Raw genomic sequence first — 24,719 nt, 5'->3', positions numbered from 1 at the left:
CATTTTACGCAAAAACCCGCCGTCGGCGAATAGCCTGGCAACTGCACTTTATCTGAGCTGAGCATACCCCTGTGGCGAGGGAGCTTGCTCCCGCTCGGCTGCGCAGCAGTCGCAAAAACAGCCGACGCGGCTTGCCTGACACTGCGGGGTGGATGGTTTTGGGGACGCTGCGCGACCCAGCGGGAGCAAGCTCCCTCGCCACAGTAGTTTGCGCAAGTCCCAGCGGCGATTAGCAGGAGGTTTTACAGCGCGATTTGCTCTAAGCCCTGCCACCTGCGTGGTTAAGACCTTCCTATACTGCGAATTAAGGTCGCACACATATCCAGACCTTTCTTACGTGGCCACTTTGGCCTGTAAGCGCTCCACTGGGGGGCGACGGTAAAACAAGAGGAGTGACTGGCATGATCCATCACGTAGTGGGGCTCTTCACCCACCCCGACCAGGAATGGAAAGAAATCCGTGGCGACCAAGAGGAAAGCATCAGCCACATGTACCTGACCCACACGCTGATTCTGGCGGCGATCCCCGCCGTGTCGGCGTTTATCGGCACCACACAGGTCGGCTGGGTCATTGGCAGCCGAGCGCCGGTGATGCTGACGACAGAGAGTGCGCTATGGATGACGATCATGTCGTACCTGGCGATGCTCGGCGGCGTTGCAGTGATGGGCGCGTTCATCCACTGGATGGCGCGCACCTATGACGCCAATCCGAGCCTGGCCCGTTGCGTTGCGTTTGCGACCTATACCGCGACCCCGCTGTTCATTGGCGGCCTCGCGGCGCTGTACCCACACATGTGGCTGGGGATGATCGTCGGGACGGCGGCCATCTGCTACACGGTGTACCTGTTGTATGTGGGGCTACCCACTTTCATGAACATTCCATCAGACGAGGGATTCCTGTTTTCAAGTTCGGTGCTTGCCGTAGGCCTGGTTGTGCTGGTGGCCATTATGGCGTTCACGGTTATTGTCTGGGGACTCGGCGTGGGGCCGGTCTATACGAATTAGTCACATCACTCAAAAACAAGATCTGCCAATACAGGCCGCCGCAGGGCGGCCTTCTAATGTGAGGGTAACAACCACTCGGCGCCTCGGCGATTCGCAAGCCCCCAGGGTTGCGGCATACTCAACGTCTCTGGAGATCCATCAAGCATGCCCGAGCAACTCAATATCCGCGTCGAAGACTGTTTCCAACAAGCCGAATCCTTTTTCAAACGAACCTTCCAACGCCCCGTGGTGAGCCTCAAGCTGCGCGGGCAAAAAGCCGGTGTCGCGCATCTGCACGAGAATCTGCTGCGCTTCAATCCACAGTTGTACCGGGAAAACAGCGAAGACTTCCTCAAGCAGACCGTGGCCCACGAAGTGGCGCACCTGATCGCTCATCAGTTGTTTGGCGATCGCATTCAGCCCCACGGCGAAGAGTGGCAATTGATCATGCGCGGCGTGTACGGACTGCCGCCCAATCGTTGCCACACCTATGACGTCAAGCGTCGCAGCGTGACCCGCTATATCTACAAGTGCCCGTGCGTCGATAGCGATTTCCCGTTTTCGCCGCAGCGCCATGGTCTGGTGCGGCAAGGGCGGCGGTATTTGTGTCGGCGGTGTCGGAGCACGTTGGTGTTCAGTGGGGAGATGCGGGTCGAATAGGTCAGATTTGTGGTGTTATTGCCGGCCTCTTCGCGAGCAAGCCCGCTCCCACAATGGATCTATGTCACACCGAAGATCCCCTGTGGGAGCGGGCTTGCTCCGGGCGGTGTTCCGACGAAGAGGCCGGGGCAGGCGCTAGAGAACCACCTTGGCACGCCGCAACTCGGCAATCCGCTCAGCACTAAACCCCAACTCCCCCAACACCTGATCCGTATGCTGCCCCAGCGCCGCGCCAATATGCTTCGGTTCCGGCAATCCATCTGAAAATTTCAAAGGACACGCCATCTGCGCCTGGCTCGTCCCGTCCTCCCGCGGCACCTCAGTGACCAACTCCCTCGCCTGCAACTGCGGATGCCGAACCGCCTCACCCAATGTCAACACCGGCTCGACACACGCATCCAGCTCGGCAAACAGCGCACACAACTCGGTAAAGTCGTGTTTCTCGAATTCGGTCTTCAGCGCGTCCTTGAGCTTCTTTTGCTGGGCGGGTTGAGGCGACAAGCCCAGGGCCGCCAGCTCCTCCAGTCCCAGCGCCGTGCACAGTTGCTTCATGAAGGCCGGCTCCAGACTGCCCACCGATAACCAGCGGCCATCCCGCGAACAGTAATAATCGTAAAAACTGCCGCCATTGAGCATCTGGTCCTCCCGTCCCGCTTCCTCGCCACAGGCCAGATATCCCGCACCGGCCATGGCATTCAGGCTGAACGCGCAGTCGGTCATGCTCACATCCAGATGCTGCCCCAATCCGGTTTGCTGCCGGGCAATCACCGCTGCCAGCAGGCCTATTACCCCGTGCAACGAGCCACCGGCGACATCCGCCACTTGCATGCCCAAAGGCAACGGCCCGCTCTCGGCGCGGCCGGTGTAGCTCGCCAGCCCCGCCAGCGCCAGGTAATTGATGTCGTGACCGGCGCGGTCCTTGTAGGGACCGGTCTGACCGTAACCGGTGATCGACACGTAGATCAGCTTCGGGTTGATCGCCTTCAACGCTTCATACCCCAGGCCCAGACGCTCCATTACGCCGGGACGGAATTGTTCCAGGACAATGTCGTAGTCCTGCAACAACTGCTTGATCACCTCCAGCGCCTCGGGCTGCTTGAGGTCCAGCGCGAGGCTGCGCTTGTTGCGGTTGAGGTAGGCGTGGCTGGCCGACACGCCCTGGTCATGGGGCGGCAGCACGCGCAGCAGGTCCATGCGGTTCGGCGATTCGATGCGCAACACCTCGGCGCCCATGTCGGCCAGTAACAGCGAGGCAAACGGCCCCGGCAGCAATGTCGAGAAATCCAGAACCTTGAGTGATGCCAGTGGGCCGAGCATGAGCGATCTCCGTAAACGATGCCTCAAGCCTAGGCAGCCGATGGCATTGCAGCAATCACCTGATGTGTCAGCAACTGTGACCGTTACGCTCAAATCGCAGGCATGAAAAAACCCGCCGAAGCGGGTTTTTCCTTTACTGCGAGTGTTACTTGACGTTGCTTGGGGTTGGGCCTTCGGCCACACCCAGGTCGTCTACTTCACGCTCATCGGAGATACCGCGACCGCCGGAAGCCAGCTCGACTTGCAGCTTGTCTTCGTCCAGCTCTTTCACCCACTTGGCCACGACCAGCGTCGCAACAGCATTACCAACGAGGTTGGTCAGCGCACGAGCTTCGGACATGAAGCGGTCGATACCGAGGATCAGCGCCAGGCCGGCAACCGGCAGGTGGCCAACGGCGGACAGGGTGGCGGCCAGCACGATGAAGCCGCTGCCGGTTACGCCCGCAGCACCTTTGGAGGACAGCAACAGCACCAGCAACAGGGTGATCTGGTGGGTGATGTCCATTTGGGTGTCGGTCGCCTGAGCGATGAACACAGCGGCCATGGTCAGGTAGATCGAAGTACCGTCGAGGTTGAACGAGTAACCCGTCGGAATCACCAGACCCACAACGGATTTCTGTGCACCCAGGCGTTCCATCTTGATCAGCATGCGTGGCAAAGCCGATTCTGAAGACGAAGTACCCAGCACGATCAGCAGTTCTTCACGGATGTAGCGAATCAATTTGATCACGCTGAAGCCGTGTGCGCGGCAGATGCCGCCCAGTACGACGAGCACGAACAGGATGCAGGTGATGTAGAAGCAGATCATCAACTGACCGAGCTGTACCAGCGAGCCAACACCGTAAGCACCAATGGTGAAGGCCATGGCGCCGAAGGCACCGACCGGCGCAAGCTTCATGATCATGTTGATGATGTTGAACATCACGTGAGCAAAGCGATCGATAAAGTCCAGCACCGGCTTGCCGTACGCACCCAAGCGATGCAGGGCGAAACCGAAGATCACCGAGAACATCAGAACTTGCAGGATATCGCCGTTGGCGAAAGCGCCGACGATAGTGTTCGGGATCACATTGAGGATAAAGGCGATGATGCTCTGGTCTTTACCGGCCGAGATGAAGCCAGCGATTTTGCTGGTGTCCAGAGTCGTTACGTCGATGTGCATGCCGGCGCCCGGTTGCACGACGTTGACTACGACCAGACCGATCAGCAAGGCAATAGTGGAAACGATTTCGAAGTACAGCAGCGCAAAGCCGCCGGTCTTGCCGACCGATTTCATGTTCTGCATGCCGGCGATACCGCTGACGACCGTACAGAAGATGATTGGCGCGATGACCATTTTGATCAGTTTGATGAACCCGTCACCCAGTGGCTTGAGGGCCACACCGGTCTGCGGGTAGAAGTGACCGAGCAGGATGCCGATGGCGATAGCAACGATCACCTGGAAATACAGGGATTTGTACAGTGGCTGACGAGTCGTCATTGCAAAGTTCCTCAAGAGCGTCCCGCGACAACATCCATCTGTTGTCAACGACACCTCATTTGCGAACCCTCCTGCACTGGAGGGATTTGTTTTGTCGAGCTGCGCAATGGCAGGCATCTGCTCGTTGCATCGCAAGCGGCGTGCCACCTTTGCCGAAACCCCTGCACGCCTTTTGACATCAGGGGTTACAGGTTTAACGTGCCCTTCGCTCACCACAAAACAGTGGCGGATTTCCGCCCATCCGCCGAACCTCGTCCTGCAATTTGGCGGATATCCGCCTTGTTCATTGTCAGACAGCGCGACTACCATCCGTCGTTCACTGACGGACCTGCCTGCCATGCGCGAACGCACTATCGCCAGTCATTTCGCCCGTGCCGCCCTCGGTGGCGCGCGTCGCTTGGGTCATGACTGCTCAGAGCTGTTGCAACAACTCGGCATCAGCCCGGAGTTGCTGGATGAGCCGCGTGCGCGAATCGCGCCTGAACAGTTCACCCGATTGATCCAGGGTTTGTGGCTGACACTCGACGACGAATACCTCGGTTTCGGGCCGGTCCCGAGCAAAACCGGCAGCTTCGCAATGATGTGCCACGCCGTGATTCACTGCCGCAATCTCGATAAGGCGCTGCATCGCGGCTTATTGTTTTATAGCCTGTTCCCCGAGGGCCCCCGGCTGACCCTCACCCGCGAAGACGAAATGATCCGCCTGAGTCTCGACGATTCGCGGTTCCGCGACCCGGACCATTTCCTCACCGAAAGTCAGTTGATGGTCTGGCATCGACTCGGCAGCTGGCTGATCGGCCAGCGCATGCGGCTGGAGCAGGCGACGTTCAGTTACCCAAGGCCCGCGCACGGCGCCGAATATGATTTGCTGTTCCCCTGCCCGATGGAGTTTTCCGCGCCGCAGAGCAGTTTGCTGTTTCACAGTCGCTACCTGAACATGCCGTTGTTGCAGGACGAACGAACCCTCAAGCATTTCCTCGAACGCTCGCCCGCCGACCTGTTGTCGCGCCCCGACGATGGCGACAGTCTGAGCAGTCAGTTGCGCCGCTTGCTCAGCCGCGAAAGCGCACGCTGGCCAGACCTGGAAGCGGTAGCCGCGCACCTGCACATCAGCCCGCAGACGTTGCGTCGGCATTTGCGTGAAGAGGGCTCGAGTTTTCAGGAGTTGAAGGATCAGTTGCGCCGGGACATCGCGATTTATCACCTGGGGCGCGCGGACCTGTCGTTGCAACAGATTGCCGAGCAATTGGGGTTTTCCGAGCCTTCGGCGTTTCATCGGGCGTTCAAGAAGTGGACGGGGCTCACACCCGGCGCCTACCGCGCACAGGAAAATTAAGATCAAAAGATCGCAGCCTTCGGCAGCTCCTACATGGATTGGTGTACGCCTGTAGGAGCTGCCGAAGGCTGCGATCTTGTCCGTCGCGCTGCCGATTTCACACCACCGGAAAATGAATCCGGAACGCCGCGCCGCCCATGGGTGAATCCCCCAACGTCAGCTTCGCGCTGTAGCTCTCGATGATGTCCTTGACCACCGCCAACCCGATCCCCTGCCCCGGATGCTGACGGTCCAGCCGTTCGCCGCGCCGCAGAATCCGCGCGCGCTGATCCGGCGGCACACCCGGCCCGTCGTCCTCAACGCACAACTCGATCCCGCTCAGGGTTTCGCGCACGCTGATGCGCACTTCGCCGAGGCACAGGCGATAGGCGTTCTCAAGCAAGTTGCCCATCATCTCCAGCAAGGCGCCCTGCTCGATCGGCACATAACAGTGTTCCGGCAGATCGAAAGCCACCCGCACGCGCTTGTCGCGGTAGACCTTGTCCAGCGTATCGCAGAGGCTTTGCAGCACCGGCCGCAGCCGCACCTGATGGCGCACCAGACCGCTTTTGCGCAGGCTGGCGCGCTGCAACTGATAGCTGATCTGCTGGCTCATGCGCTCGATCTGGGATTGCAGCACCCAGGCCTGATCACGATCCTCCGGCCGCTGGGCCATGTCCTCACTGACTCCTTGCAACACGGTCAGCGGGGTTTTCAGGCTGTGGGCCAGGTCGTCGAGGGAATCTCGATAACGGCTGCGTTGTTCGCGCTCGCTGTGCAGCAACCGGTTGAGGGAGCCGGTCAGGCGCAGCAGTTCGCGCGGGTGCTGTTCGCTGAGGCTTTCGCGGGTGCCGCTTTCGATTTCATCCAGCTCCTGGCTGAGCCGGCGCAACGCCTGCAAGCCCCAGGTCAGGCCGATCCACAGCAGCGCGAGCAACACCAGCAACGCGGCGCCGAAACCCAGGTAGAGATTTTCCCGCAGGCCTTCGAGGGTGACTTCGTACTCGCGCACCGGTTGCAGGGCGACGATGCTGAACGCCGCGCTTTTGCCGCCGAGCAGTTTGACTTCGACGTCATAGACGAAGAACTCCTGACCGTCAGCTTCGCTGATCCTCGCGAACTCATTACCGCGCCCGTCGTAACGCGGTTTGTAATTGATGTTCTCTTCCCGGGTGCCTTTCGAGCGCCACACCAGGTGGCCTTCGCGGTCATAGATGTAACCGAGCAAACGGCTGTCGGTGAGGTTGAAGCGTTCATCGGGCAACTGCGCCGGCATCTGCAAGCGGTTGCCCTCGACCCGGGCGGCGGAAATCAGCGTGGTGACGTCCGACGCCAGGCGTTGCTCGATGGAATCCTGCAACGCGAGGCTGAACGCGCCCTGCATCGCCGGCAGCAATGCCAGCATGAACAACACCGCCAACAGGGTGGCGGCGAGCATCAAGCGGACACGAAGGGAACGAATCAAGTGCAGCGCTCATTGAACAGGTAGCCGAGGCCACGCACGGTGTCGATCGGCTTGAACCCGGCCGGGCCTTCCAGTTTGCGGCGCAGACGGCCGACCAGCACTTCGATCACGTTCGGATCGCGCTCGTCGTCGTCCGGGTAGAGCTGCTCCATCAAGCGGTCCTTGGCCACCACTTGTTGGTGATGACGCATCAGGTACTCGAGAATCCGGTACTCATACGCGGTCAGTGCCAGCGGCTGTTCGTCGAGGGACGCCTGTTTGCGATTGAGGTCGAGCAGCAGCGGCCCGGCGACAATGGTCGACTGGGTGAAACCGCTGGAGCGACGCAGCAAGGCGTTCAGGCGCGCGTCCAGCTCTTCGAACTGGAACGGCTTGACCACGTAATCGTCGGCGCCGGCGGCGAGGCCTTCGACCTTGTCCTGCCAGTTGCCGCGCGCAGTGAGGATCAGGATCGGAAAGGTCTCGCCCCGGGAGCGCAACTGGCGGATCAGGTCGAGCCCGCCCATGCCCGGCAACCCGAGGTCGATCACCGCCAAGTCATGGTTGAACTGCTCGGTCTGGTACAGCGCCTCTTCAGCGTTGGCCACGGACTCGACCACGTGGCCGCTGTCCGTCAGGCGGGTGTGCAGGTGATGGCGCAACAGCGCTTCATCTTCGACGACCAGCAGTTTCATGACGCTCTCCTACGCAAATCGATATCTCCAACAGCAGTTTCGAACCAACGCAGAACCTGTGGGAGCGAGCCTGCTCGCGATAGCGGTGTGTCAGTCGACATCAATGTCGAATGTGCTGGCCCCATCGCGAGCAGGCTCGCTCCCACAGGGGGTTGCGCTTAACTGCCCGGCAATGCTTGTCAGAAAGCGTAGTTGGCGGACAGGTACGTCTGGGCGCTGCTGGTCAGGTCCAGCGAACCCTGTTTGCTGCCACCGCGCTCGCTCATCTCGGTGCTGGCATTGCTGCGCAGGTAACGGTAACCCAGTTCAACCGAGGTGTTTTGCGAAACCTGTTGCAGCACACCCAACTGGCCGCCGACGGCGTAACCGATGTCGCTGTCGCGGCTGAAGCCTGGGGAATCCTGAGTCAACTTGGTCAGACCGGCCGTGGCGCCGCCAAACAGTTTGGTGCTGCCGCCCACCGGGTAGAACAGATCGTAGCTGCCCAGCAGGTTTTCCTGACGCAGTTTAATGCCATTGTGCGAGCCCGACACATTGTCGTAAGTGGCGTAGTAGCGGCCCTGGCTGTTTTGCTGACCCAGACGCAATCCCCAGGTATTGTCCTTGCCGATCACGCCATCGGCGTTCGGGTTGTTTAGGTTGGTGTTCAGGGCGTTGGACTTTTTGACCTTGTCGCTGGTCTGTCCAAAAGTAAGGCTGGCAAAGTTATCGTCGGCAGCGTGGGCGGCTACGCTTGCACCCATGATGGTGAAAGCCAGCAGCAGTTTCTTGAATGCAGTCATTGGGGAGTTTCCTCATGTGCCATGTGCTTTTCGGGTATGGCGCAAGGTTACTCACCTGGCCCTGAACTCCCCCTGAACGCACTCTGAACCTGAGCTGAACCGAATCGTACCGGCTGTTTTAACGACTTTTTGCAGGAGATCCGACCATGCGCGTATTCCTCGCTTTGCTTTTGCTGGCCTTGAGCGGGCTCAGTCAGGCTGCCATCAAGACCCAGGAAATCCCTTATCAGAGCCCCGACGGCACGAAGCTGATCGGTTATTACGCCTACGACGACGCAATAAAGGGCCCGCGCCCGGGCGTGGTGGTGGTGCATGAATGGTGGGGGCTCAACGACTACACCAAGCGTCGCGCCCGCGATCTGGCCGGTCTGGGCTATAGCGCATTGGCCATCGACATGTATGGCGACGGCAAGAACACCGAGCACCCCAAGGACGCCATGACCTTCATGCAGGCCGCATTGAAAGACAGCGCTGCGTCCAGCGCTCGATTCCAGGCCGGGCTCGATCTGTTGAAGAAACAGGCGCAAACCGACCCGAACAAGGTGGCTGCGATTGGTTATTGCTTTGGCGGCGCGGTGGTACTGAATGCGGCACGTCAGGGCTTGCCGCTGCTGGGCGTTGTGAGTTTTCACGGGGCGCTGGCGACGAAAGCGCCTGCGACGCCGGGCAGCGTGAAGGCGAAAATCCTGGTCGAGCATGGAGCACTGGACAGCATGGTGACGCCGGATAATGTGGCGGCGTTCAAGAGCGAGATGGACAAGGCCGGGGCCGATTATCAATTCGTCAGCCTTGAGGGTGCCAAGCATGGGTTCAGTAACCCGGATGCGGATCGGTTGAGCCATGGCGATCATGGCGGGCCGGATATTGGTTACAACAAGGCGGCGGATGAAAAATCGTGGGCGGACATGCAGGCCTTCTTCAAGAAGATTTTTAGCTGATCCCTGTGGCGAGGGAGCTTTTGTGGCGAGGGGATTTATCCCCGTTGGGCTGCGAAGCGGCCCCAAAACCTGCAACCGCATTTCAGCAGGAAAATGCGTTTGTCGGGTTTACGACTGCTGCGCAGCCGAACGGGGATAAATCCCCTCACCACAGATAAATCCCCTCGCCACAAAAGCCCACTGCTACTACCCAGCTTCAAGGCAACCCGGCAAAATGCCCGACATGAATTCCCTCCCCGCCCTGCCCGCTTGCTGCACCCCGCTCGATGCCCATTGGCCGCTGCCGTTTGTGCTGCCCGATACGGTGTTGCTGAGCACCCAATTCGACACCTCGCAACTGGCCATCGATGATTTCCAGCGCAGCGCCATCGAGCCTCCCGCGACTATCCAGCGCTCAGTCGCCAAGCGTCAGGCAGAGTTTCTGGCCGGGCGGATTTGCGCGCGGGCCGCACTGCAACAGCTGGAAGGGCTGAATGTCGTCCCGGCCATCGGCGACGACCGCGCGCCGGTCTGGCCGGCGCACATCAGCGGCTCGATCACCCACAGCACCGGCCGGGCGGCAGCGATTGTCGCGCAGAAAACCCACTGGCGCGGCTTGGGCATGGACCTGGAAAACCTGCTCAACCCTGAACGGGCGGAACGCCTGGCCGGGGAAATTCTTACGCCAGCGGAATTACAGCGCATGACCGCCGGACCTCGCGATCAACTGGCGATGCTGGTGACGCTGACGTTTTCGGTGAAGGAAAGTCTGTTCAAGGCGCTTTACCCGATCGTTCAGCAACGCTTTTATTTTGAACATGCCGAAGTGCTGGAATGGAGCGAGGCTGGTGAGGTGCGGTTGCGGTTGCTGACCGATTTGTCCGGTGAATGGCAAAAGGGTACGGAGCTGGATGCGCAGTTTGGGATGATGGATGGGCAGTTGTTGAGTCTGGTCAGTATCAAGGCCTGAGGATTTTCGGTGTTTGGGAGGGCCACTTCGCGAGCAAGCCCGCTCCCACATTGGAATGCATTTCAAATGTGGGAGCGGGCTTGCTCGCGAAGGCGATAGACCAGACAACGAAGATCTCAGCGCTTCTCCTGATTCCGTGGCCAACTCAGGCTAAAGCAAGCCCCGCCCAAACTCTTGCTCTTGCTGATCAACGCCCGCCCGTCGTGCCAATGGATGATCCGCCGCACGATCGACAAGCCCAACCCATGCCCGCCCGACGCGCGGGTCCTGCTGTCATCCAGTCGCAGGAATGGCGTAAAGATTTTCTCCCACGCCGATTCGGGAACGCCCGGCCCGTCGTCTTCTATATCCACCCGACACCGCTGCTGCCCCACCTGATAACTGACGGTCACCCGCGATTGCGCATGACGCATGGCGTTGCTCACCAGGTTCTGAATCGCCCGGTGTAAATAGCGCGGCTCGGCTTCGACCCAGGCGTCGTCACAATCGGCCGCCGACAGGCACAAGCCGCGCTGCACCGTGACATCGGCGCGCAGTGGCGCCAACTCCTCGATCACCTGATTGACCAGCGCATCCAGATCGATGCGCTGGAAATTCAGCGCCGGCGAACCCTGTTCCAGCCGCGCGTAGGTGAGCATCTCGTCCACCAGCCGGTCGAGATCCTCGATGTCGTGGTCCATGCCTTCGCAATATTTCTCCAGGGCCTGAGGCGTGGTGGCCGAGCCGATCATCTCAAGGCCAAAACGCAGGCGCGCCACCGGCGTGCGCAACTCGTGGGAGACCGCACGCACCAGCTCGCGCTGGATCGCCAGCAACTGCTGCAAGTGTTCGGCCATGCCGTTGAACGCCGACGCCAGACGCCCGACCGAATCCGCCCCGCGTGCCGGCACGCGGGTTTCCAGGCTGCCTTTGGCAATGCGCGTGGCGGCTGCTTCGAGGCCTCGCAAACGGCGCTCCAGTTGCCGTACCAGCAAATAGACGATCAAGCCGATCAGGCTCAAACCGAGGGCCGCGATCAGCACCAACCATTCCGGCGGGTAAGGATTCATCTGGTACAGCGGACCGATTTCCAGCACCCACGGCGTGCCGACCATGCCGGCAAACACCCGGATCGAATCGCCCTCCTTGCCCAGCGCCATCACCGTGTCGCCTTCGGCCACGCGGCGGCTCTGGTCTTCATCCATGTCAGCCTGATCGATCGTGACCAGCCGCAGATCGAAACCGAAGCTCTTCTCTTCCTTTATCTGCGCAAGACGCTTGGGTTGCTCGGCCACTGGTACGCGCACCAGTTCGTCGGCGAGCAGGTAAATCGTCGCCCGGGCCAGTTGCTCGCTGATCTGCTGCACCTCGCCGGTCAGCACCAACTGTTCCTTGTCGCTGACCAGTCGATACACCTTCGCCGCATGGGGGCCGGTTTGTTCCACCAGTGCCTGGCCGCGCAGCACGCGGGTGCGCTGGGTCAGATCGAGGTCGGTCTGGGCGAAGGTTTTCAGCGCCAGCGGAATCCCGAGCAAACGCTCCCACACTAGCAAGGCGCGGTGACGCTGGGTTTCGTTCATGGGTTGCAGGTTGTCGGCCATCAGCGAAAACGTGCCATGGGCCAGGCGCTCACGGTATTGCTCGCTGCGCACCTGGTTGAGCATGTGCAACGCCAGCACGCCGAGCACCGCCACCAGAATCAGGGCCGCGCACATGCCGCCATAGATGCGCAGGAAGATCGAATTCACAGCGACGGGTCTACGCAGGCTTCAGGCACGAACAGGTAGCCTTTGCTGCGGATGGTCTTGATCAGCCGCGGATGGTCCGGGTCGTCGCCGATCTTCGGCCGGATGCGCGAAATGCGCACGTCGATGGAGCGGTCCTGACCGTCATAGCCGATGCCGCGCAGCGCGGTGAAAATCTCTTCGCGGGACAGGATTCGTCCGGCGTTGGCCACCAGCAGCCACAGCAGATCGAACTCGGCGCTGGTCAATTCGATGCCGTTGTCCTGCAGCCAGGCTTCACGCAAGGCGTTGTCGACCACCAGCGGACCGAACTGCAGACGCCGCAATTTTTCCGGGACCGGTTCAGGCGCTTCACTGCGTCGCAGTAACGCCTGGATGCGCGCCAGCAGCAAGCGCGGGCGCACCGGTTTGCACACGTAGTCGTCGGCGCCCAAGTCGAGACCCAGGATCTGATCGGTGTCGTCGGTGCGGGCGGTGAGCATCAGGATCGGGCCGTCGAACTTGTCGCGGACCTTGCGACAAATGCTCAGGCCATCTTCGCCCGGCAGCATCAGGTCGAGGATCACCAGGTCCGGCTTCTCATTGATGATGCGGGCTGCGGCCAAGGCGCCATTGCCCTCGATCGACACCCGCAGGCCATTGGCTTCCAGGTAATCGCGGGTCAGTTCGGCCAGACGCTGGTCGTCTTCCACAATCAATACCTGCCAGGCTTCTTGCTCCACGGTGACCTCTGCTTGCCAACACTTATAAGGAAGGATCCACCCGTCTTTTTGTAATGATTGGGGAGGATAAGAATGCGTATGCACCGGCCGATTGTATAAACGCCACTCGTCCAGAACACAAGCCGGCAAATGCGTTCGGACACGCCGTTTTTTTGTGATAGGGTTCGCGCCCTTAAAAATCCGAATGACTGTTTTCGATCACTGAAAATCAGTGAAAAACGGTCCGCTCCAGCTAGGTCGCGGCCTACACGCCCGTTCCATCTTTCACGCACAATTTACGCACAGGTTTATCCACAGGTAGTACGTTGCAACCCCCCCTAAAACGCATTATCTTGTAGCACGGCGCTAAAAAAACCCTACATGTAGGGTTTTTGCTCAAAAGCCCAACCACATTTAAGACCAGAAACTCAAGCGCTTTATTGCCTGTTTATGGTTGAACCCAGCGTGATTTTACAAGCCAAAACCGCTCCTGCGGAGGGCACCGTTTTATCAGGTCGGTACGGCCAGAACGGTACGGGTGTTGCAGTCATTACTGTCACCCGGAATGGAATCCGGTTACGAGCCCAGGCCCGCGACCAAAGACTTCGGCAAGGACGCGGCATCATTAGCCTTTTTCCTACTGTCCCGAAGTTGTTATGCCCGACGCTCGTCGGTTGTAGTGCTTCAGGACAGAACGGTGGGCACCGTGACGGTGCCCAAACAAACATAGAGAATGTGGAGACAACCCCTAATGCAAACCGACACAACTCGCGAGAACCCGCAGGGCACCTTGCCGCAGGCCGCTGATTCGAATTCGGATCTGTCCGCCACCGCGCCTGGCCAGCTGCGCGTGATCAAGCGTAATGGCACTGTCGTTCCTTACACCGAAGACAAGATCACCGTCGCGATCACCAAAGCGTTTCTCGCAGTTGAGGGCGGCACCGCTGCCGCTTCGTCGCGAATCCATGACACCGTTGCCCGCCTGACCGAACAGGTCACCGCGACCTTCAAGCGTCGCATGCCGTCGGGTGGCACCATCCACATCGAAGAAATCCAGGACCAGGTTGAACTGGCCCTGATGCGTGCCGGCGAGCAGAAAGTGGCTCGCGACTACGTGATCTACCGCGACGGTCGTTCGAAGCAACGCGCTGCCCACGCCCCGGCAGAAGAAGCGGTCAACGCTCACCCGTCGATCCGCATCACCCGCGCCGATGGCACCTTTGCACCGCTGGACATGGGTCGTCTGAACACCATCGTTACCGAAGCGTGCGAAGGCCTGGAAGAAGTCGACGGCGACCTGATCCAGCGCGAAACCCTGAAAAACCTGTACGACGGCGTAGCACTGACTGACGTCAACACCGCCCTGGTGATGACCGCCCGTACCTTGGTCGAGCGTGAGCCGAACTACTCGTTCGTGACCGCCCGCCTGCTGATGGACACCCTGCGTGCCGAAGGCCTGGGCTTCCTTGGCGTCGCCGACAGCGCCACTCACCACGAAATGGTCGACCTGTACGCCAAGGCGCTGCCTGCGTACATCGCCAAAGGTATCGAATTCGAATTGCTGAACCCGGTCCTGGCCACCTTCGACCTGGAAAAACTCGGCAAGGCGATCAACCACGAGCGCGATCAGCAGTTCACGTACCTGGGCCTGCAAACCCTGTACGACCGTTACTTCATCCACAAGGACGGTATCCGCTTCGAACTGCCGCAGATCTTCTTCATGCGCGTGGCCATGGGCCTGGCGATCGAAGAGAAGCAGAAAGAAGACCGTGCGATCGAGTTCTACAACCTGTTGTCGTCCTTCGACTACATGTCCTCGACCCCGACCCTGTTCAACGCCGGCACCCTGCGTCCACAGCTGTCGAGCTGCTACCTGACCACCGTGCCGGATGACCTGTCGGGCATTTACCACGCGATCCACGACAACGCCATGTTGTCGAAATTTGCTGGCGGCCTGGGCAACGACTGGACTCCGGTTCGTGCGCTGGGTTCGTACATCAAGGGCACCAACGGCAAATCCCAGGGCGTCGTGCCGTTCCTGAAAGTAGTGAACGACACCGCCGTCGCCGTTAACCAGGGTGGCAAGCGCAAGGGCGCTGTCTGTGCCTACCTGGAAACCTGGCACATGGACATCGAAGAGTTCATCGAACTGCGCAAGAACACCGGTGATGATCGTCGTCGTACCCACGACATGAACACCGCCAACTGGATCCCTGACCTGTTCATGAAGCGCGTCTTCGATGACGGCAAATGGACCTTGTTCTCGCCATCCGAAGTACCGGATCTGCACGACCTGACCGGCAAGGCTTTCGAAGAGCGTTACGAGTACTACGAAGCCCTGTCCGAGTACCCGGGCAAGATCAAGCTGTTCAAGACCATCCAGGCCAAAGACCTGTGGCGCAAAATGCTGTCCATGCTGTTTGAAACCGGCCACCCATGGCTGACCTTCAAAGACCCGTGCAACCTGCGCAGCCCGCAGCAGCACGTCGGCGTGGTCCACAGCTCGAACCTGTGCACCGAGATCACCTTGAACACCAACAAGGACGAGATCGCCGTTTGCAACCTGGGCTCGATCAACCTGCCGAACCACATCGTCAACGGCAAGCTGGACACCGCCAAGCTGGAACGCACCGTGAACACCGCCGTGCGCATGCTCGATAACGTGATCGACATCAACTACTACTCGGTGCCACAAGCGAAGAACTCCAACTTCAAACACCGTCCGGTCGGCCTGGGCATCATGGGCTTCCAGGACGCTCTGTACCTGCAGCACATTCCTTACGGTTCAGACGCGGCTGTCGAGTTCGCCGACAAGTCGATGGAAGCGGTCAGCTACTACGCGATCCAGGCGTCCTGCGACCTGGCCGACGAGCGCGGCGCGTACGAGACGTTCCAGGGTTCGCTGTGGTCCAAGGGCATCCTGCCGCTGGATTCGCAACAGATCCTGATCGAGCAACGTGGCCAGAAGTACATCGACGTTGACCTGAACGAATCCCTGGACTGGGCACCGGTTCGCGCCCGTGTACAGAAAGGCATTCGTAACTCCAACATCATGGCCATCGCACCGACCGCGACCATCGCCAACATCACCGGCGTCTCGCAGTCGATCGAACCGACCTACCAGAACCTCTATGTGAAATCGAACCTGTCGGGCGAATTCACCGTGATCAACCCGTACCTGGTTCGCGACCTGAAGGCTCGCGGTCTGTGGGACGCGGTCATGATTAACGACCTGAAGTACTACGACGGTTCGGTGCAGCAGATCGAGCGCATCCCGCAAGAACTCAAAGAGCTCTACGCGACCGCGTTCGAAGTGGACACCAAATGGATCGTCGACGCGGCCAGCCGTCGTCAGAAGTGGATCGACCAGGCTCAGTCGCTGAACCTTTACATCGCCGGCGCATCGGGCAAAAAACTGGACGTGACCTACCGCATGGCCTGGTACCGTGGTTTGAAAACCACTTACTACCTCCGTGCCCTGGCCGCGACCAGCACCGAGAAGTCGACCATCAACACCGGCAAGCTGAACGCTGTTTCCAGCGGCGGCAACCACGGTGAAGATTCGGTTCTGGCGGCTCCTGCCGGTCCAGCTCCAGTGCCGAAGGCTTGCGCCATCGACGAGCCGGATTGCGAAGCTTGCCAATAAGCTGAGCCGGTAGGCGCTGAAAGGCGCTTACCCGAAAACCCCCGATCGGTCCTCTGGATTGGTCGGGGGTTTTCTTTTGCCCCTTTCAGATCAAAAGATCGCAGCCTCGTTTCACTCGACAGCTCCTACAAGGGATCGCATCTCAAGGTAGGAGCTGTCGAGTGAAACGAGGCTGCGATCTTTTGATCTGTATCTGACAGCCACAAAAAAAACCCTCTTGCGAGGGGTTCTTTGTGCAGCAATCAGCCAACCAGCATCAAGTCATCTGAATGATGGTCTGCATGATGGTGCTCTGGGTCGAGATGGTCTTGGCGTTCGCCTGGTAGTTGCTCTGCGCCTTGATCAGGTCGACCAGTTCGCTGGTCAGGTTGACGTTGGACTCTTCCAGAGAGTTGGAGTGGATCTCGCCCAAGGTACCAGTGTTCGGAGCATCGTAACCCGGGATACCCGACGAGTAGGTTTCTTTCCAACTGGTGCCGCCTACAGGCTGCAAACCTTGTTCGTTGGTGAAGCTGGCGAGCGAGATCTGGCCGATAGCCTTGGTCTGGCTGTTGCTGAAGTTGGCGAGCATCACACCGCTGGTGTCGATGGTCAGGTTGGTGATCTGGCCCGTGGCGTAACCGTTCTGCGTAGGAATCGAACGCGCGGTGTCGGCGTTGAACTGCGTGGTATTGCTCATGGAGACGGTCACACCGGCCGGGTCGGCGGCGGCGCCGTTGGCTGCCCACACGCCATTGGTCACCTTACCGGGAATCCAGCCGGTGACCTTCAGGTCAGGGCTGACGATCGGCACCGGGAGGGCTGGAGTGGTCACCGAAACCAGCTTGCCCGAGGTGTCGAACACCATGGTCGAAGCGACCGGTGGGGAAGCTGCAAGAGTAGGGTCGCTGCCATCCGGATTGCGACCATCGATCAGCGTGTAGGTATCCCAGGTGTTCGCGCCAGTCTTGACCATGTATTGATCCATGGTGTGCTGGTTACCCTGAGTGTCGTAAATCGGGGTGCTGAACTGCTTGGTAAAAGTATCCGACTTCGCCGGGTCGAACTTGTTGGCGGGAAGTGTCTGGTCGATGATCGGCGCCGTGGAATTCAGGTTGATCGTCGACGAAACCATGGTGGTGGTTTTCGGTGCCAGGTTCGAGGTGTCGATGCGCAGGTCGGTCAACACACCGTTGACGATCTTGCCATTGGCATCCACACCGTAACCCTGCAGACGCGCAGAGCCATCGGTGTTGGTGACGTAACCGTCCTTGTCGACCTTGAACGTACCGGCACGGGTGTAGGACATTGAGCCGTTGCTGTTCAGCACGAAGAAGCCGGAACCGTTGATACCCATGTCCAGCACGTTGCCGGTGTTGTTGACGTCACCCTGGGTGAACTGCTGGGAAACGTTGGCCAGGCGCACGCCGTTACCGACGGTCTTGCTGCCGGAACCCAGCTTGGTGGCCGAGTAAACGTCTTCGAATTCCGTACGGGACGATTTGAAACCGGTGGTCGCAACGTTGGCGATGTTGTTGCCGGTCACGTCCAGTTGTTTGTTGGCTGCATAGAGACCGCTAAGGCCGATATTGAAAGACATATTCCACTCCTTTGTGCCGTGTTAGTCGGCTCTACATACCAATGGTTTGTACTTTGGACAGGGCGATGCTGCCCGCCCCGGCGAGGTTGAGCATCAACTCACCGCCGGTCTGGCTGATGGTCACGCTGTTGACGGTCGCCGGCAGGTACGTCACCAGCGAAGTCGCCTTGCCGTCGTAGGTCGCGGTGGCGCCAAAGGTGTATGTACCCGCCTTGGCCACTTCGCCTGCATCGTTCTTGCCGTCCCAGATGAAGCTGGCGTTGCCGGCTTTCTGGCTGCCCAGGTCGATGGTGCGGATGACCTTGCCATCGGCATCAGTGACCTTGAGCTTGACCGGGTCGGCCGACGCGGGTACGGCGATTGTCCCGTTGAAGCTCTTGGCGGTATCGACCACGGCCTTGTCGCCCGGCGCGATGACCGAACGCCCCACCAGCGACGAAGCCTGCAAGGCCTGGGACGAGTTGTAGTTGCTGGCCAGGCCACTCACGGTGGTGTTGAGCGTGGTGATGCCTTCCAGACTGCTGAACTGCGCCAACTGAGCAACGAACTCGCTGTTGTCCTGCGGTTCCAGCGGGTTCTGGTTCTTCAGCTGTGTCACCAGCAGTTGCATGAACGCGTCCTTGCCCAGGGACTTTTTGCCGGTGGCGCTGTTCGTCGCGGACGTCAGGCCGTCGGCACTGGCGCTGGTCTTGACCGAAGAGTTGGCCAGGATGTCTTTGAGGCTAATGCCGCTGGTGGTATCGGTAACACTCATCTGAGTCGCCCCTTATCATCACTGACCGAGGGTCAGGACCTTCTGCATCATGGTTTTGGCGGTGTTCATCATTTCGGCGTTGGTCTGGAACGAACGGCTCGCGGAAATCATGTCGGCCATTTCTTCGACCACGTTGACGTTCGGGTAGTAGACGTAACCCTTGGCGTCAGCCGCCGGATGGTTCGGTTCGTAGCGGGCTTCCAGGCTGCTCTGGTCTTCGACCACGCCCAGCACCTGCACGCCCTGGCCTGCGGCGTCCTGGTTCTGGAACAGCGAATCGCTGCCGCCGCTCTGGCCACCCTGGAACATGGTGGCGAACACCGGGTGACGGGCGCGGTAGGTCTGGTCGATGCTCGACGAAACGGTTTCGGCGTTGGCGATGTTACTGGCGACGGTGTTCAGGCGAGTGGTCTGGGCACTCATGCCGCTACCGGCGATATTGAAAACACTGGCTAGAGACATGACTTACTCTCCACGCAGGGCGGATATCAGCCCTTTGAATTTGCTGTTGAGCAGGGTGAAGCTGGCCTGGAAGTTGACCGCGTTTTCCGCGTAGTTCGACTGTTCCAGCTGAGCGTCCACGGTGTTCTGGTCGATCGACGGTTGCATCGGCGTGCGATACAGCAGCGACTCGTCACCATTGCCCAGGCCTTCTGCTTCGATATGACGGCTGTTGGTCATGTTCAAGGCGAAAGTGCCGTTTTTGGTTTTCTCGCTCTGCTCGGCGAGCACTTTCGAGAAGTCCAGATCCCGAGCCTTGTAGTTCGGGGTGTCGGCGTTGGTAATGTTGTTGGCCAGAACTTCGGCACGCTGAGCGCGGAAGCCCAGGGCTTGTTCGTGGATACCGAGCGCTTTATCGAAGCTGATGCTCATGTCGGGAAACCTTCGGGTGACCTGATTTTTCGTACGATGAACTTAGCAAGCGGCGTGCCAATTCAGAAAACCCCATAAACCGGGGCTTTGCGGGCAGGGGCAATGCGGCAATGCCAGAAAAGCGGCAACGGGTTTCCGCCGCCTGCCGCTTTTCTGCCGCTTTCCTGAATCGCGCGCCGCCCCTGTAGGAGCTGCCGCAGGCCGCGATCTTTTGATCCTGTTTTTCAAGATCAAGATCAAAAGATCGCAGCCTGCGGCAGCTCCTACGTGATGCAAAAGCGGCAGGCATAAAAAAGGGAGCCCTGAAGGACTCCCGTTTTTATGCCTGCCGCTTTTGCATCACTTCGCCTGGTAAATAATCCCCGGGCTGCACTGGACCATCTGGTAATGATCCGGCAAACCGTTCAGCGCTTCCGATGCGCCAAGGAACAGATAACCGCCCGGCTTCAGCGTGCTGTGGATGCGCAACAGGATGTCCTTCTTCACCTCGGCGGAGAAGTAGATCAGTACGTTGCGGCAGAACACGATGTCGAACTTGCCAAGGCTCGCGTAGCTGTCCAGCAGGTTGAAGGAGCGAAACTCCACCCGGCTCTTGATCGGCGCCTTGATGGCCCAGCGCCCCGGCCCTTTTGGGTCGAAGTAACGCTGCAGGCGCTCGGGCGACAGACCGCGGCCGATGGCCAGGCTGTCGTACTCGCCGGTCTTGCAGTTGGTCAGCATGGTACCGGACAAATCAGTGGCGACGATCTGCACGCCCATCTTCAACTGGCCCATGTTGACCCGCTCGAACTCGTCGATGGACATCGACAGCGAATACGGCTCCTGCCCCGACGAGCAGGCCGCCGACCAGATCCGCAGACGCTGGCCGGGAGCTGCCTTGATGGACTCGGGCAGCACCTTGTTCTTCAAGACTTCAAACGGATATGTGTCACGAAACCACAGGGTTTCGTTGGTCGTCATGGCATCCACCACCATCTCGCGCAAACCGCTGCGCGGCTGGGTCTGGATGCGCTGGACCAGCTCACCCAGGGACTTGATGCCTTGCTGTTCCATCAGTTTGTTGAGACGGCTCGAGACCAGGTACTGCTTGTTTTCACCGAGCAAAATGCCACAGGCTTTTTCCAGGAAGACCCGGAACTGTTCGAAATCCAAATTACCCGTAGACAATGATGCCGCCTCTTAAATCGTGTTAACCGCCAGGGGCAGAAGGCCCCTAGCTGATGTCTGCTGCTTTGATCCGGTCGACTACCCGGGATGCCAGGTCATCAGGACGGAATTTGGCCAGGAAGTCATCGGCACCGACTTTCTTGACCATCGCCTGATTGAACACACCCGACAACGAAGTATGCAGGATGATATGAAGCTTTTGCATGCGAGGGTCGTTGCGGATTTCGGCCGTCAGGGTGTACCCGTCCATTTCCGGCATCTCGATGTCGGAAATCATCATCAGGAACTCTTCTTCCGGCTTCTTGCCCTCGTCGACCAGTTTGCGCAGGTAATCCAGCGCTTGCCGACCGTCGTTCAACGCCTCCACTTCAACACCGATCGTTTGCAGGCAGCGCGTGACCTGCTTGCGCGCCACCGACGAGTCATCGACCGTCAGTACCCGCAGCGACAGCGCCTTGTGCTGCGTCTCGACATCGACCACGCCGACGGAAATCGCTTCCGGTGTCGGCGCCACTTCAGCCAGGACCTTCTCGACGTCGATGATTTCGACTAACTGATTGTCGACCCGAGTCACAGCCGTCAAGTAATGATCGCGCCCGGTGCCCTTGGGAGGCGGATGAATCTCCTCCCAGTTCATGTTGACGATGCGTTCCACCGAGCGCACCAGGAAACCCTGGGTCTTGGTGTTGTACTCCGTGATGATCACGAAGGGATTGCTTTGATCTTTAAGCGCCCCGGAACCGGTCGCCATTGCCAGATCAAGGATCGGAATGGTCGCTCCCCGGATATTTGCTACACCGCACACGACAGGACTGGACTTGGGCATCAGGGTCAGCTTGGGGCATTGCAGCACCTCACGAACCTTGAACACGTTGATCCCATACAGCTGCTGGCCGTCAAGACGGAACAACAACAGCTCCAGGCGATTCTGCCCTACCAGTTGCGTGCGCTGGTTTACCGAATCCATTACACCAGCCATGCCCAGACTCCTACACCAACGCTAAGTGTGTTGCGACGCACATTCATCACTAAACGGCACGGCGCTTGCTTTTTAACCCTTATGAACACAGAACTGACATTTTTTCGACGCCTGACATCACCCTTCCGCAGATTGCTCTGTGCGATGTCGGCCGTTTGCCTGTTCAACGCTGGCAACCCTGCCCTTGCTGACGCGGTTACCTTGCCTGACATGCTTATCGGCGTCACCCAGGGCTTTCTTGAATTCACCGTTGAAGACTATTTGGCGACCAGTCAAACGGAAGGTCGCTACGAAATCCAGGTCAACCAGCTCGATCCGCGACTGCGCATGCCCATGTGCGACAAGGAATTGACAGCCAGCCTCGAGAGCCCGGCCAAGCCGCTGGGCCGGGTTACGGTCAAGGTTCGCTGTGAGGGAAGCTCCCCCTGGACGGTCTTCGTACCCGCTCAAGTCCGCCTGTTTCGCGACGTCGTGACCACCACCCGGCCCCTGCGCCGCACCGACATTGTCGAGCCCGCTGACGTGCTCTTGCGCGAACGCGATATCAGCCTGATCAACCAGGGTTACCTGACGACCCTCGACCAGGCGATCGGCCAGCGACTTACCCGACCAATGGTCGCCGATCAGGTGATTACCCTCGTTCACCTCGAACAGGCGGAAGTCATTCGCAAAGGCGATCAGGTCGTGATCACCGCCCGCAGTGGTACGCTCAGCGTGCGAATGCCCGGCGAAGCGTTGTCCAACGGCGGTATGAGCGAGCAGATTCGCGTGAAAAACCTCAATTCCAGGCGGGTCATCAAGGCGCAAGTCACCGCGCCGGGCCAGGTGGAAGTGTCTATGTGAGATCCCTGTTCTGAAGATGTGGCGTTGCCTGAGGCTGTTCCCTAAACTGTGCCGCATGCGGAAGAAGTGCTGGCGCATGCAGGCTCATTGATAAATGGGTCTAAAGTTTTCACAGGGATAGCCGAAAACATGGCAAGCGTCCAAATACTCAGAGGTTTTTTACCATGGTCATCGATTTCAGCCGTTTTAACAGTTCCTCGTCACTTACGGGCAGTACACGTACCAGCGCTGCCAAGGAAACCGCCGAAGCCGGCAAATCCGCGCCGCTGAATACCCCGGCCGAACAGGCCAGTACCGTCAAAAGCGGGGAATCGGTACACCTCAGCCATGAGGCTCAACAGTTGCAACAGGTCACTGACAAGCTGCGCGATCAGCCTGCCGTCGACAAAGCCCGCGTGGCCGAGTTGAAAGCAGCGATTGCCGATGGCAGCTACAAAGTCGACAGCAGCCGTGTAGCCAGCAAACTGCTCAACTTCGAAGCCCAGCGCTAGGCCACGGCCCGCGCCAGGCTTTTGGACGCTTAAACCCCAAGGCCAGCCATGCACGACACTAATTTACTGCAACTGATCACCGACGACTTTGCTCCAGCGCAACACTTGCTGGAGTTACTGCAAACCGAGTCCCTCGCCTTGCACGGTCGTGACATGCCTCTGCTGGAAGAAATTCTGGCGCAGAAACAGGCATTGATCATTCAGCTCGAACAGCATGGCCGCAAGCGCAGTGAAATCCTCGCCAGTCTCAATCTGCCGGTCAATCGCAACGGTCTGGAGCAACTGGCCAGCCATTCGAGCATTGGCGAAGAGTTGCTGGCGCAGAGCGATGTACTGACCGATCTTCTGGCTCAATGCCAGGCGGCGAACGGCAATAATGGCCAGTCGATCCTGGTCCAGCAGGCTGCCACGGCCAATCAGTTGAAAATCCTCACCGGCGGCGAACCGCCGGCACTTTATGATGCCCGCGGATCAACCGCCAAGCTTGCGAAGCCGCGCCCGCTCAGTCAGGCTTGAGCCTGCAAATGACCACGCCCTATCAAGACTCGCAACATGCTGGCAATATGCTGGCCAGCCGTAGTCATATTTTGTCTGGAGATTGATGAACCGTGTCCAATGCCTTAAACGCGGAAGATGCCCCGCAGCCACCCAAGGTGCTTACCACGCCTTTGGAAATCTCCGGCAACCTGCGCCAACTGCAAGACAGCCATGACCCGCTGATCATCACGTTCCATGAGCGCACTCAGCGCTTCCAGAGCTATCTGGTGGACGTGAACCGTGAAAGTCGCACCATCGCGCTCGACGAAATGATCCCGCGTGACGGCGAACGCTTCCTGCTGGCCGGCGAACCGTTCAGGGTCGAAGGCTTTCACGAAGGCGTGCGCATTGCCTGGGAAAGCAACGGTCAATTGACCATCGACGAATCCGGTGACAGTCGCTGCTATCGCGGCCCCCTGCCGGATGAAGTGGTCTATCACCAGCGCCGCAATGCCTTCCGCGCAGCCTTGAAGCTGGCGCAACTGGTCAACGTCGATCTGGACGGTGAAAAGCTCAAGGCACCGATCAGCGGCAAGTTGCTGGATATTTCCGCCACCGGCTGCAAGTTGCGCTTCGACGGCGACATTACCGGCAGCCTGCAACTGGGTCAGGTCTACGACCGCTTCGCCGCCGCCCTGCCCTTCGGCAAAATGACGGCACCGGTCGAACTGCGCTACCTGCACTTCGAAGAAAGAATCTCCACCACCTTCGCCGGCATACGCTTTCATAACATGAGCGGATTGGTGCAACGTCAGGTCGAACGGTTCGTCTATCAGCTTCAGCGTGAAGCACGGCGCTTCGACAAAGACGACATGTAATACGAGCGTCAATAAAAAACGGGCAGTCCCTTGCGGTGACTGCC

General features: G+C 59.3%; 23 protein-coding genes. 10 read left to right on the top strand and 13 right to left on the bottom strand.

Features of this window, described 5'->3' with window-relative positions; all coding sequences use genetic code 11:
• Positions 1 to 401 precede the first annotated feature (401 nt).
• Together ACYZTL_RS23195 and ACYZTL_RS23190 are read left to right on the top strand one after the other, a co-directional pair.
• Entirely contained in the window at positions 402 to 1,004 is a 603-nt protein-coding gene (locus ACYZTL_RS23195; protein ID WP_007899096.1) for a Yip1 family protein, read from the top strand.
• A gap of 144 nt (positions 1,005 to 1,148) precedes the next feature.
• The gene (locus ACYZTL_RS23190; RefSeq protein ID WP_461953693.1) at positions 1,149 to 1,643 is read left to right on the top strand and encodes a SprT family zinc-dependent metalloprotease; all 495 of its coding nucleotides are present in this window, start codon (positions 1,149 to 1,151) and stop codon (positions 1,641 to 1,643) included.
• 135 nt (positions 1,644 to 1,778) lie between these two features.
• On the opposite strand, the gene ACYZTL_RS23185 is transcribed toward ACYZTL_RS23190, so the two are convergent.
• Complete coding sequence (locus ACYZTL_RS23185; protein ID WP_461953692.1) at positions 1,779 to 2,960, bottom strand: CaiB/BaiF CoA transferase family protein; 1,182 nt, start codon at positions 2,958 to 2,960, stop codon at positions 1,779 to 1,781.
• Between the two features lie 145 nt (positions 2,961 to 3,105).
• Positions 3,106 to 4,440 (bottom strand): dicarboxylate/amino acid:cation symporter, encoded by a 1,335-nt coding sequence (locus ACYZTL_RS23180; RefSeq protein WP_461953691.1) that lies wholly within the window; start codon positions 4,438 to 4,440, stop codon positions 3,106 to 3,108.
• Between the two features lie 337 nt (positions 4,441 to 4,777).
• On the opposite strand from ACYZTL_RS23180, the gene ACYZTL_RS23175 reads away from it, so the two are divergent.
• On the top strand, positions 4,778 to 5,776 hold the full coding sequence (locus ACYZTL_RS23175) for an AraC family transcriptional regulator (protein WP_461953690.1): 999 nt from the start codon (positions 4,778 to 4,780) through the stop codon (positions 5,774 to 5,776).
• 97 nt (positions 5,777 to 5,873) lie between these two features.
• Here ACYZTL_RS23175 and ACYZTL_RS23170 read toward each other — a convergent pair whose 3' ends face one another.
• From ACYZTL_RS23170 to ACYZTL_RS23160, 3 genes are all read right to left on the bottom strand, one after another.
• Positions 5,874 to 7,220: an ATP-binding protein gene (locus ACYZTL_RS23170; RefSeq protein WP_461953689.1), complete on the bottom strand. Its 1,347-nt coding sequence runs from the start codon at positions 7,218 to 7,220 to the stop codon at positions 5,874 to 5,876.
• Positions 7,217 to 7,894, bottom strand: coding sequence for a response regulator (locus ACYZTL_RS23165; RefSeq protein ID WP_461953688.1), 678 nt, complete (start codon positions 7,892 to 7,894; stop codon positions 7,217 to 7,219). The genes ACYZTL_RS23170 and ACYZTL_RS23165 overlap by 4 nt, the downstream gene beginning before the upstream one ends.
• A 179-nt stretch (positions 7,895 to 8,073) precedes the next feature.
• A complete protein-coding gene (locus tag ACYZTL_RS23160) occupies positions 8,074 to 8,676 on the bottom strand; it encodes a hypothetical protein (protein WP_461953687.1) in 603 nt (200 codons plus the stop codon).
• 146 nt (positions 8,677 to 8,822) lie between these two features.
• Between ACYZTL_RS23160 and ACYZTL_RS23155 the strand changes: the two genes are divergently transcribed.
• Together ACYZTL_RS23155 and ACYZTL_RS23150 are read left to right on the top strand one after the other, a co-directional pair.
• Positions 8,823 to 9,614, top strand: coding sequence for a dienelactone hydrolase family protein (locus ACYZTL_RS23155; protein ID WP_461953686.1), 792 nt, complete (start codon positions 8,823 to 8,825; stop codon positions 9,612 to 9,614).
• 223 nt (positions 9,615 to 9,837) lie between these two features.
• Positions 9,838 to 10,563: a 4'-phosphopantetheinyl transferase family protein gene (locus tag ACYZTL_RS23150; RefSeq protein ID WP_461953685.1), complete on the top strand. Its 726-nt coding sequence runs from the start codon at positions 9,838 to 9,840 to the stop codon at positions 10,561 to 10,563.
• A 116-nt stretch (positions 10,564 to 10,679) separates the two neighbouring features.
• On the opposite strand, the gene ACYZTL_RS23145 is transcribed toward ACYZTL_RS23150, so the two are convergent.
• Both ACYZTL_RS23145 and ACYZTL_RS23140 read right to left on the bottom strand, forming a co-directional pair.
• Positions 10,680 to 12,290 (bottom strand): ATP-binding protein, encoded by a 1,611-nt coding sequence (locus ACYZTL_RS23145; RefSeq protein WP_461953684.1) that lies wholly within the window; start codon positions 12,288 to 12,290, stop codon positions 10,680 to 10,682.
• Positions 12,287 to 13,009: a response regulator gene (locus ACYZTL_RS23140; protein ID WP_461953683.1), complete on the bottom strand. Its 723-nt coding sequence runs from the start codon at positions 13,007 to 13,009 to the stop codon at positions 12,287 to 12,289. The genes ACYZTL_RS23145 and ACYZTL_RS23140 overlap by 4 nt, the downstream gene beginning before the upstream one ends.
• 730 nt (positions 13,010 to 13,739) lie before the next feature.
• Here ACYZTL_RS23140 and ACYZTL_RS23135 point away from each other — a divergent pair.
• Positions 13,740 to 16,634 (top strand): ribonucleoside-diphosphate reductase subunit alpha, encoded by a 2,895-nt coding sequence (locus ACYZTL_RS23135; protein WP_461953682.1) that lies wholly within the window; start codon positions 13,740 to 13,742, stop codon positions 16,632 to 16,634.
• 256 nt (positions 16,635 to 16,890) lie between these two features.
• Here ACYZTL_RS23135 and flgE read toward each other — a convergent pair whose 3' ends face one another.
• The 6 genes from flgE to ACYZTL_RS23105 all read right to left on the bottom strand — a co-directional run bounded on the left by flgE (position 16,891) and on the right by ACYZTL_RS23105 (position 21,986).
• Entirely contained in the window at positions 16,891 to 18,213 is a 1,323-nt protein-coding gene (flgE, locus tag ACYZTL_RS23130; RefSeq protein ID WP_461953681.1) for a flagellar hook protein FlgE, read from the bottom strand.
• Positions 18,214 to 18,244: 31 nt separating this feature from the next.
• Positions 18,245 to 18,967 carry a flagellar hook assembly protein FlgD gene (gene flgD, locus ACYZTL_RS23125; protein ID WP_461953680.1) on the bottom strand — a complete coding sequence of 241 codons (723 nt, stop codon included), beginning with the start codon at positions 18,965 to 18,967 and terminating at the stop codon, positions 18,245 to 18,247.
• A gap of 18 nt (positions 18,968 to 18,985) precedes the next feature.
• Complete coding sequence (gene flgC / locus ACYZTL_RS23120; RefSeq protein ID WP_461953679.1) at positions 18,986 to 19,429, bottom strand: flagellar basal body rod protein FlgC; 444 nt, start codon at positions 19,427 to 19,429, stop codon at positions 18,986 to 18,988.
• 3 nt (positions 19,430 to 19,432) lie between these two features.
• Positions 19,433 to 19,840, bottom strand: coding sequence for a flagellar basal body rod protein FlgB (flgB, locus tag ACYZTL_RS23115; protein ID WP_461953678.1), 408 nt, complete (start codon positions 19,838 to 19,840; stop codon positions 19,433 to 19,435).
• 339 nt (positions 19,841 to 20,179) lie between these two features.
• On the bottom strand, positions 20,180 to 21,007 hold the full coding sequence (gene cheR, locus ACYZTL_RS23110; RefSeq protein WP_461953677.1) for a protein-glutamate O-methyltransferase CheR: 828 nt from the start codon (positions 21,005 to 21,007) through the stop codon (positions 20,180 to 20,182).
• A gap of 46 nt (positions 21,008 to 21,053) precedes the next feature.
• The gene (locus ACYZTL_RS23105) at positions 21,054 to 21,986 is read right to left on the bottom strand and encodes a chemotaxis protein CheV (RefSeq protein ID WP_461953676.1); all 933 of its coding nucleotides are present in this window, start codon (positions 21,984 to 21,986) and stop codon (positions 21,054 to 21,056) included.
• Between the two features lie 81 nt (positions 21,987 to 22,067).
• Between ACYZTL_RS23105 and flgA the strand changes: the two genes are divergently transcribed.
• From flgA to ACYZTL_RS23085, 4 genes are all read left to right on the top strand, one after another.
• Entirely contained in the window at positions 22,068 to 22,829 is a 762-nt protein-coding gene (gene flgA, locus ACYZTL_RS23100; RefSeq protein ID WP_461953675.1) for a flagellar basal body P-ring formation chaperone FlgA, read from the top strand.
• 164 nt (positions 22,830 to 22,993) lie between these two features.
• Positions 22,994 to 23,320 (top strand): flagellar biosynthesis anti-sigma factor FlgM, encoded by a 327-nt coding sequence (gene flgM, locus ACYZTL_RS23095; RefSeq protein WP_461953674.1) that lies wholly within the window; start codon positions 22,994 to 22,996, stop codon positions 23,318 to 23,320.
• 48 nt (positions 23,321 to 23,368) lie between these two features.
• Entirely contained in the window at positions 23,369 to 23,836 is a 468-nt protein-coding gene (locus ACYZTL_RS23090; RefSeq protein ID WP_461953673.1) for a flagella synthesis protein FlgN, read from the top strand.
• Between the two features lie 92 nt (positions 23,837 to 23,928).
• A complete protein-coding gene (locus ACYZTL_RS23085) occupies positions 23,929 to 24,675 on the top strand; it encodes a flagellar brake protein (RefSeq protein ID WP_461953672.1) in 747 nt (248 codons plus the stop codon).
• Positions 24,676 to 24,719: the final 44 nt, after the last annotated feature.

The sequence above is a fragment of the Pseudomonas sp. LB3P81 genome, assembly GCF_054897965.1.
This window is presented reverse-complemented; position numbering and strand designations above follow the sequence as displayed.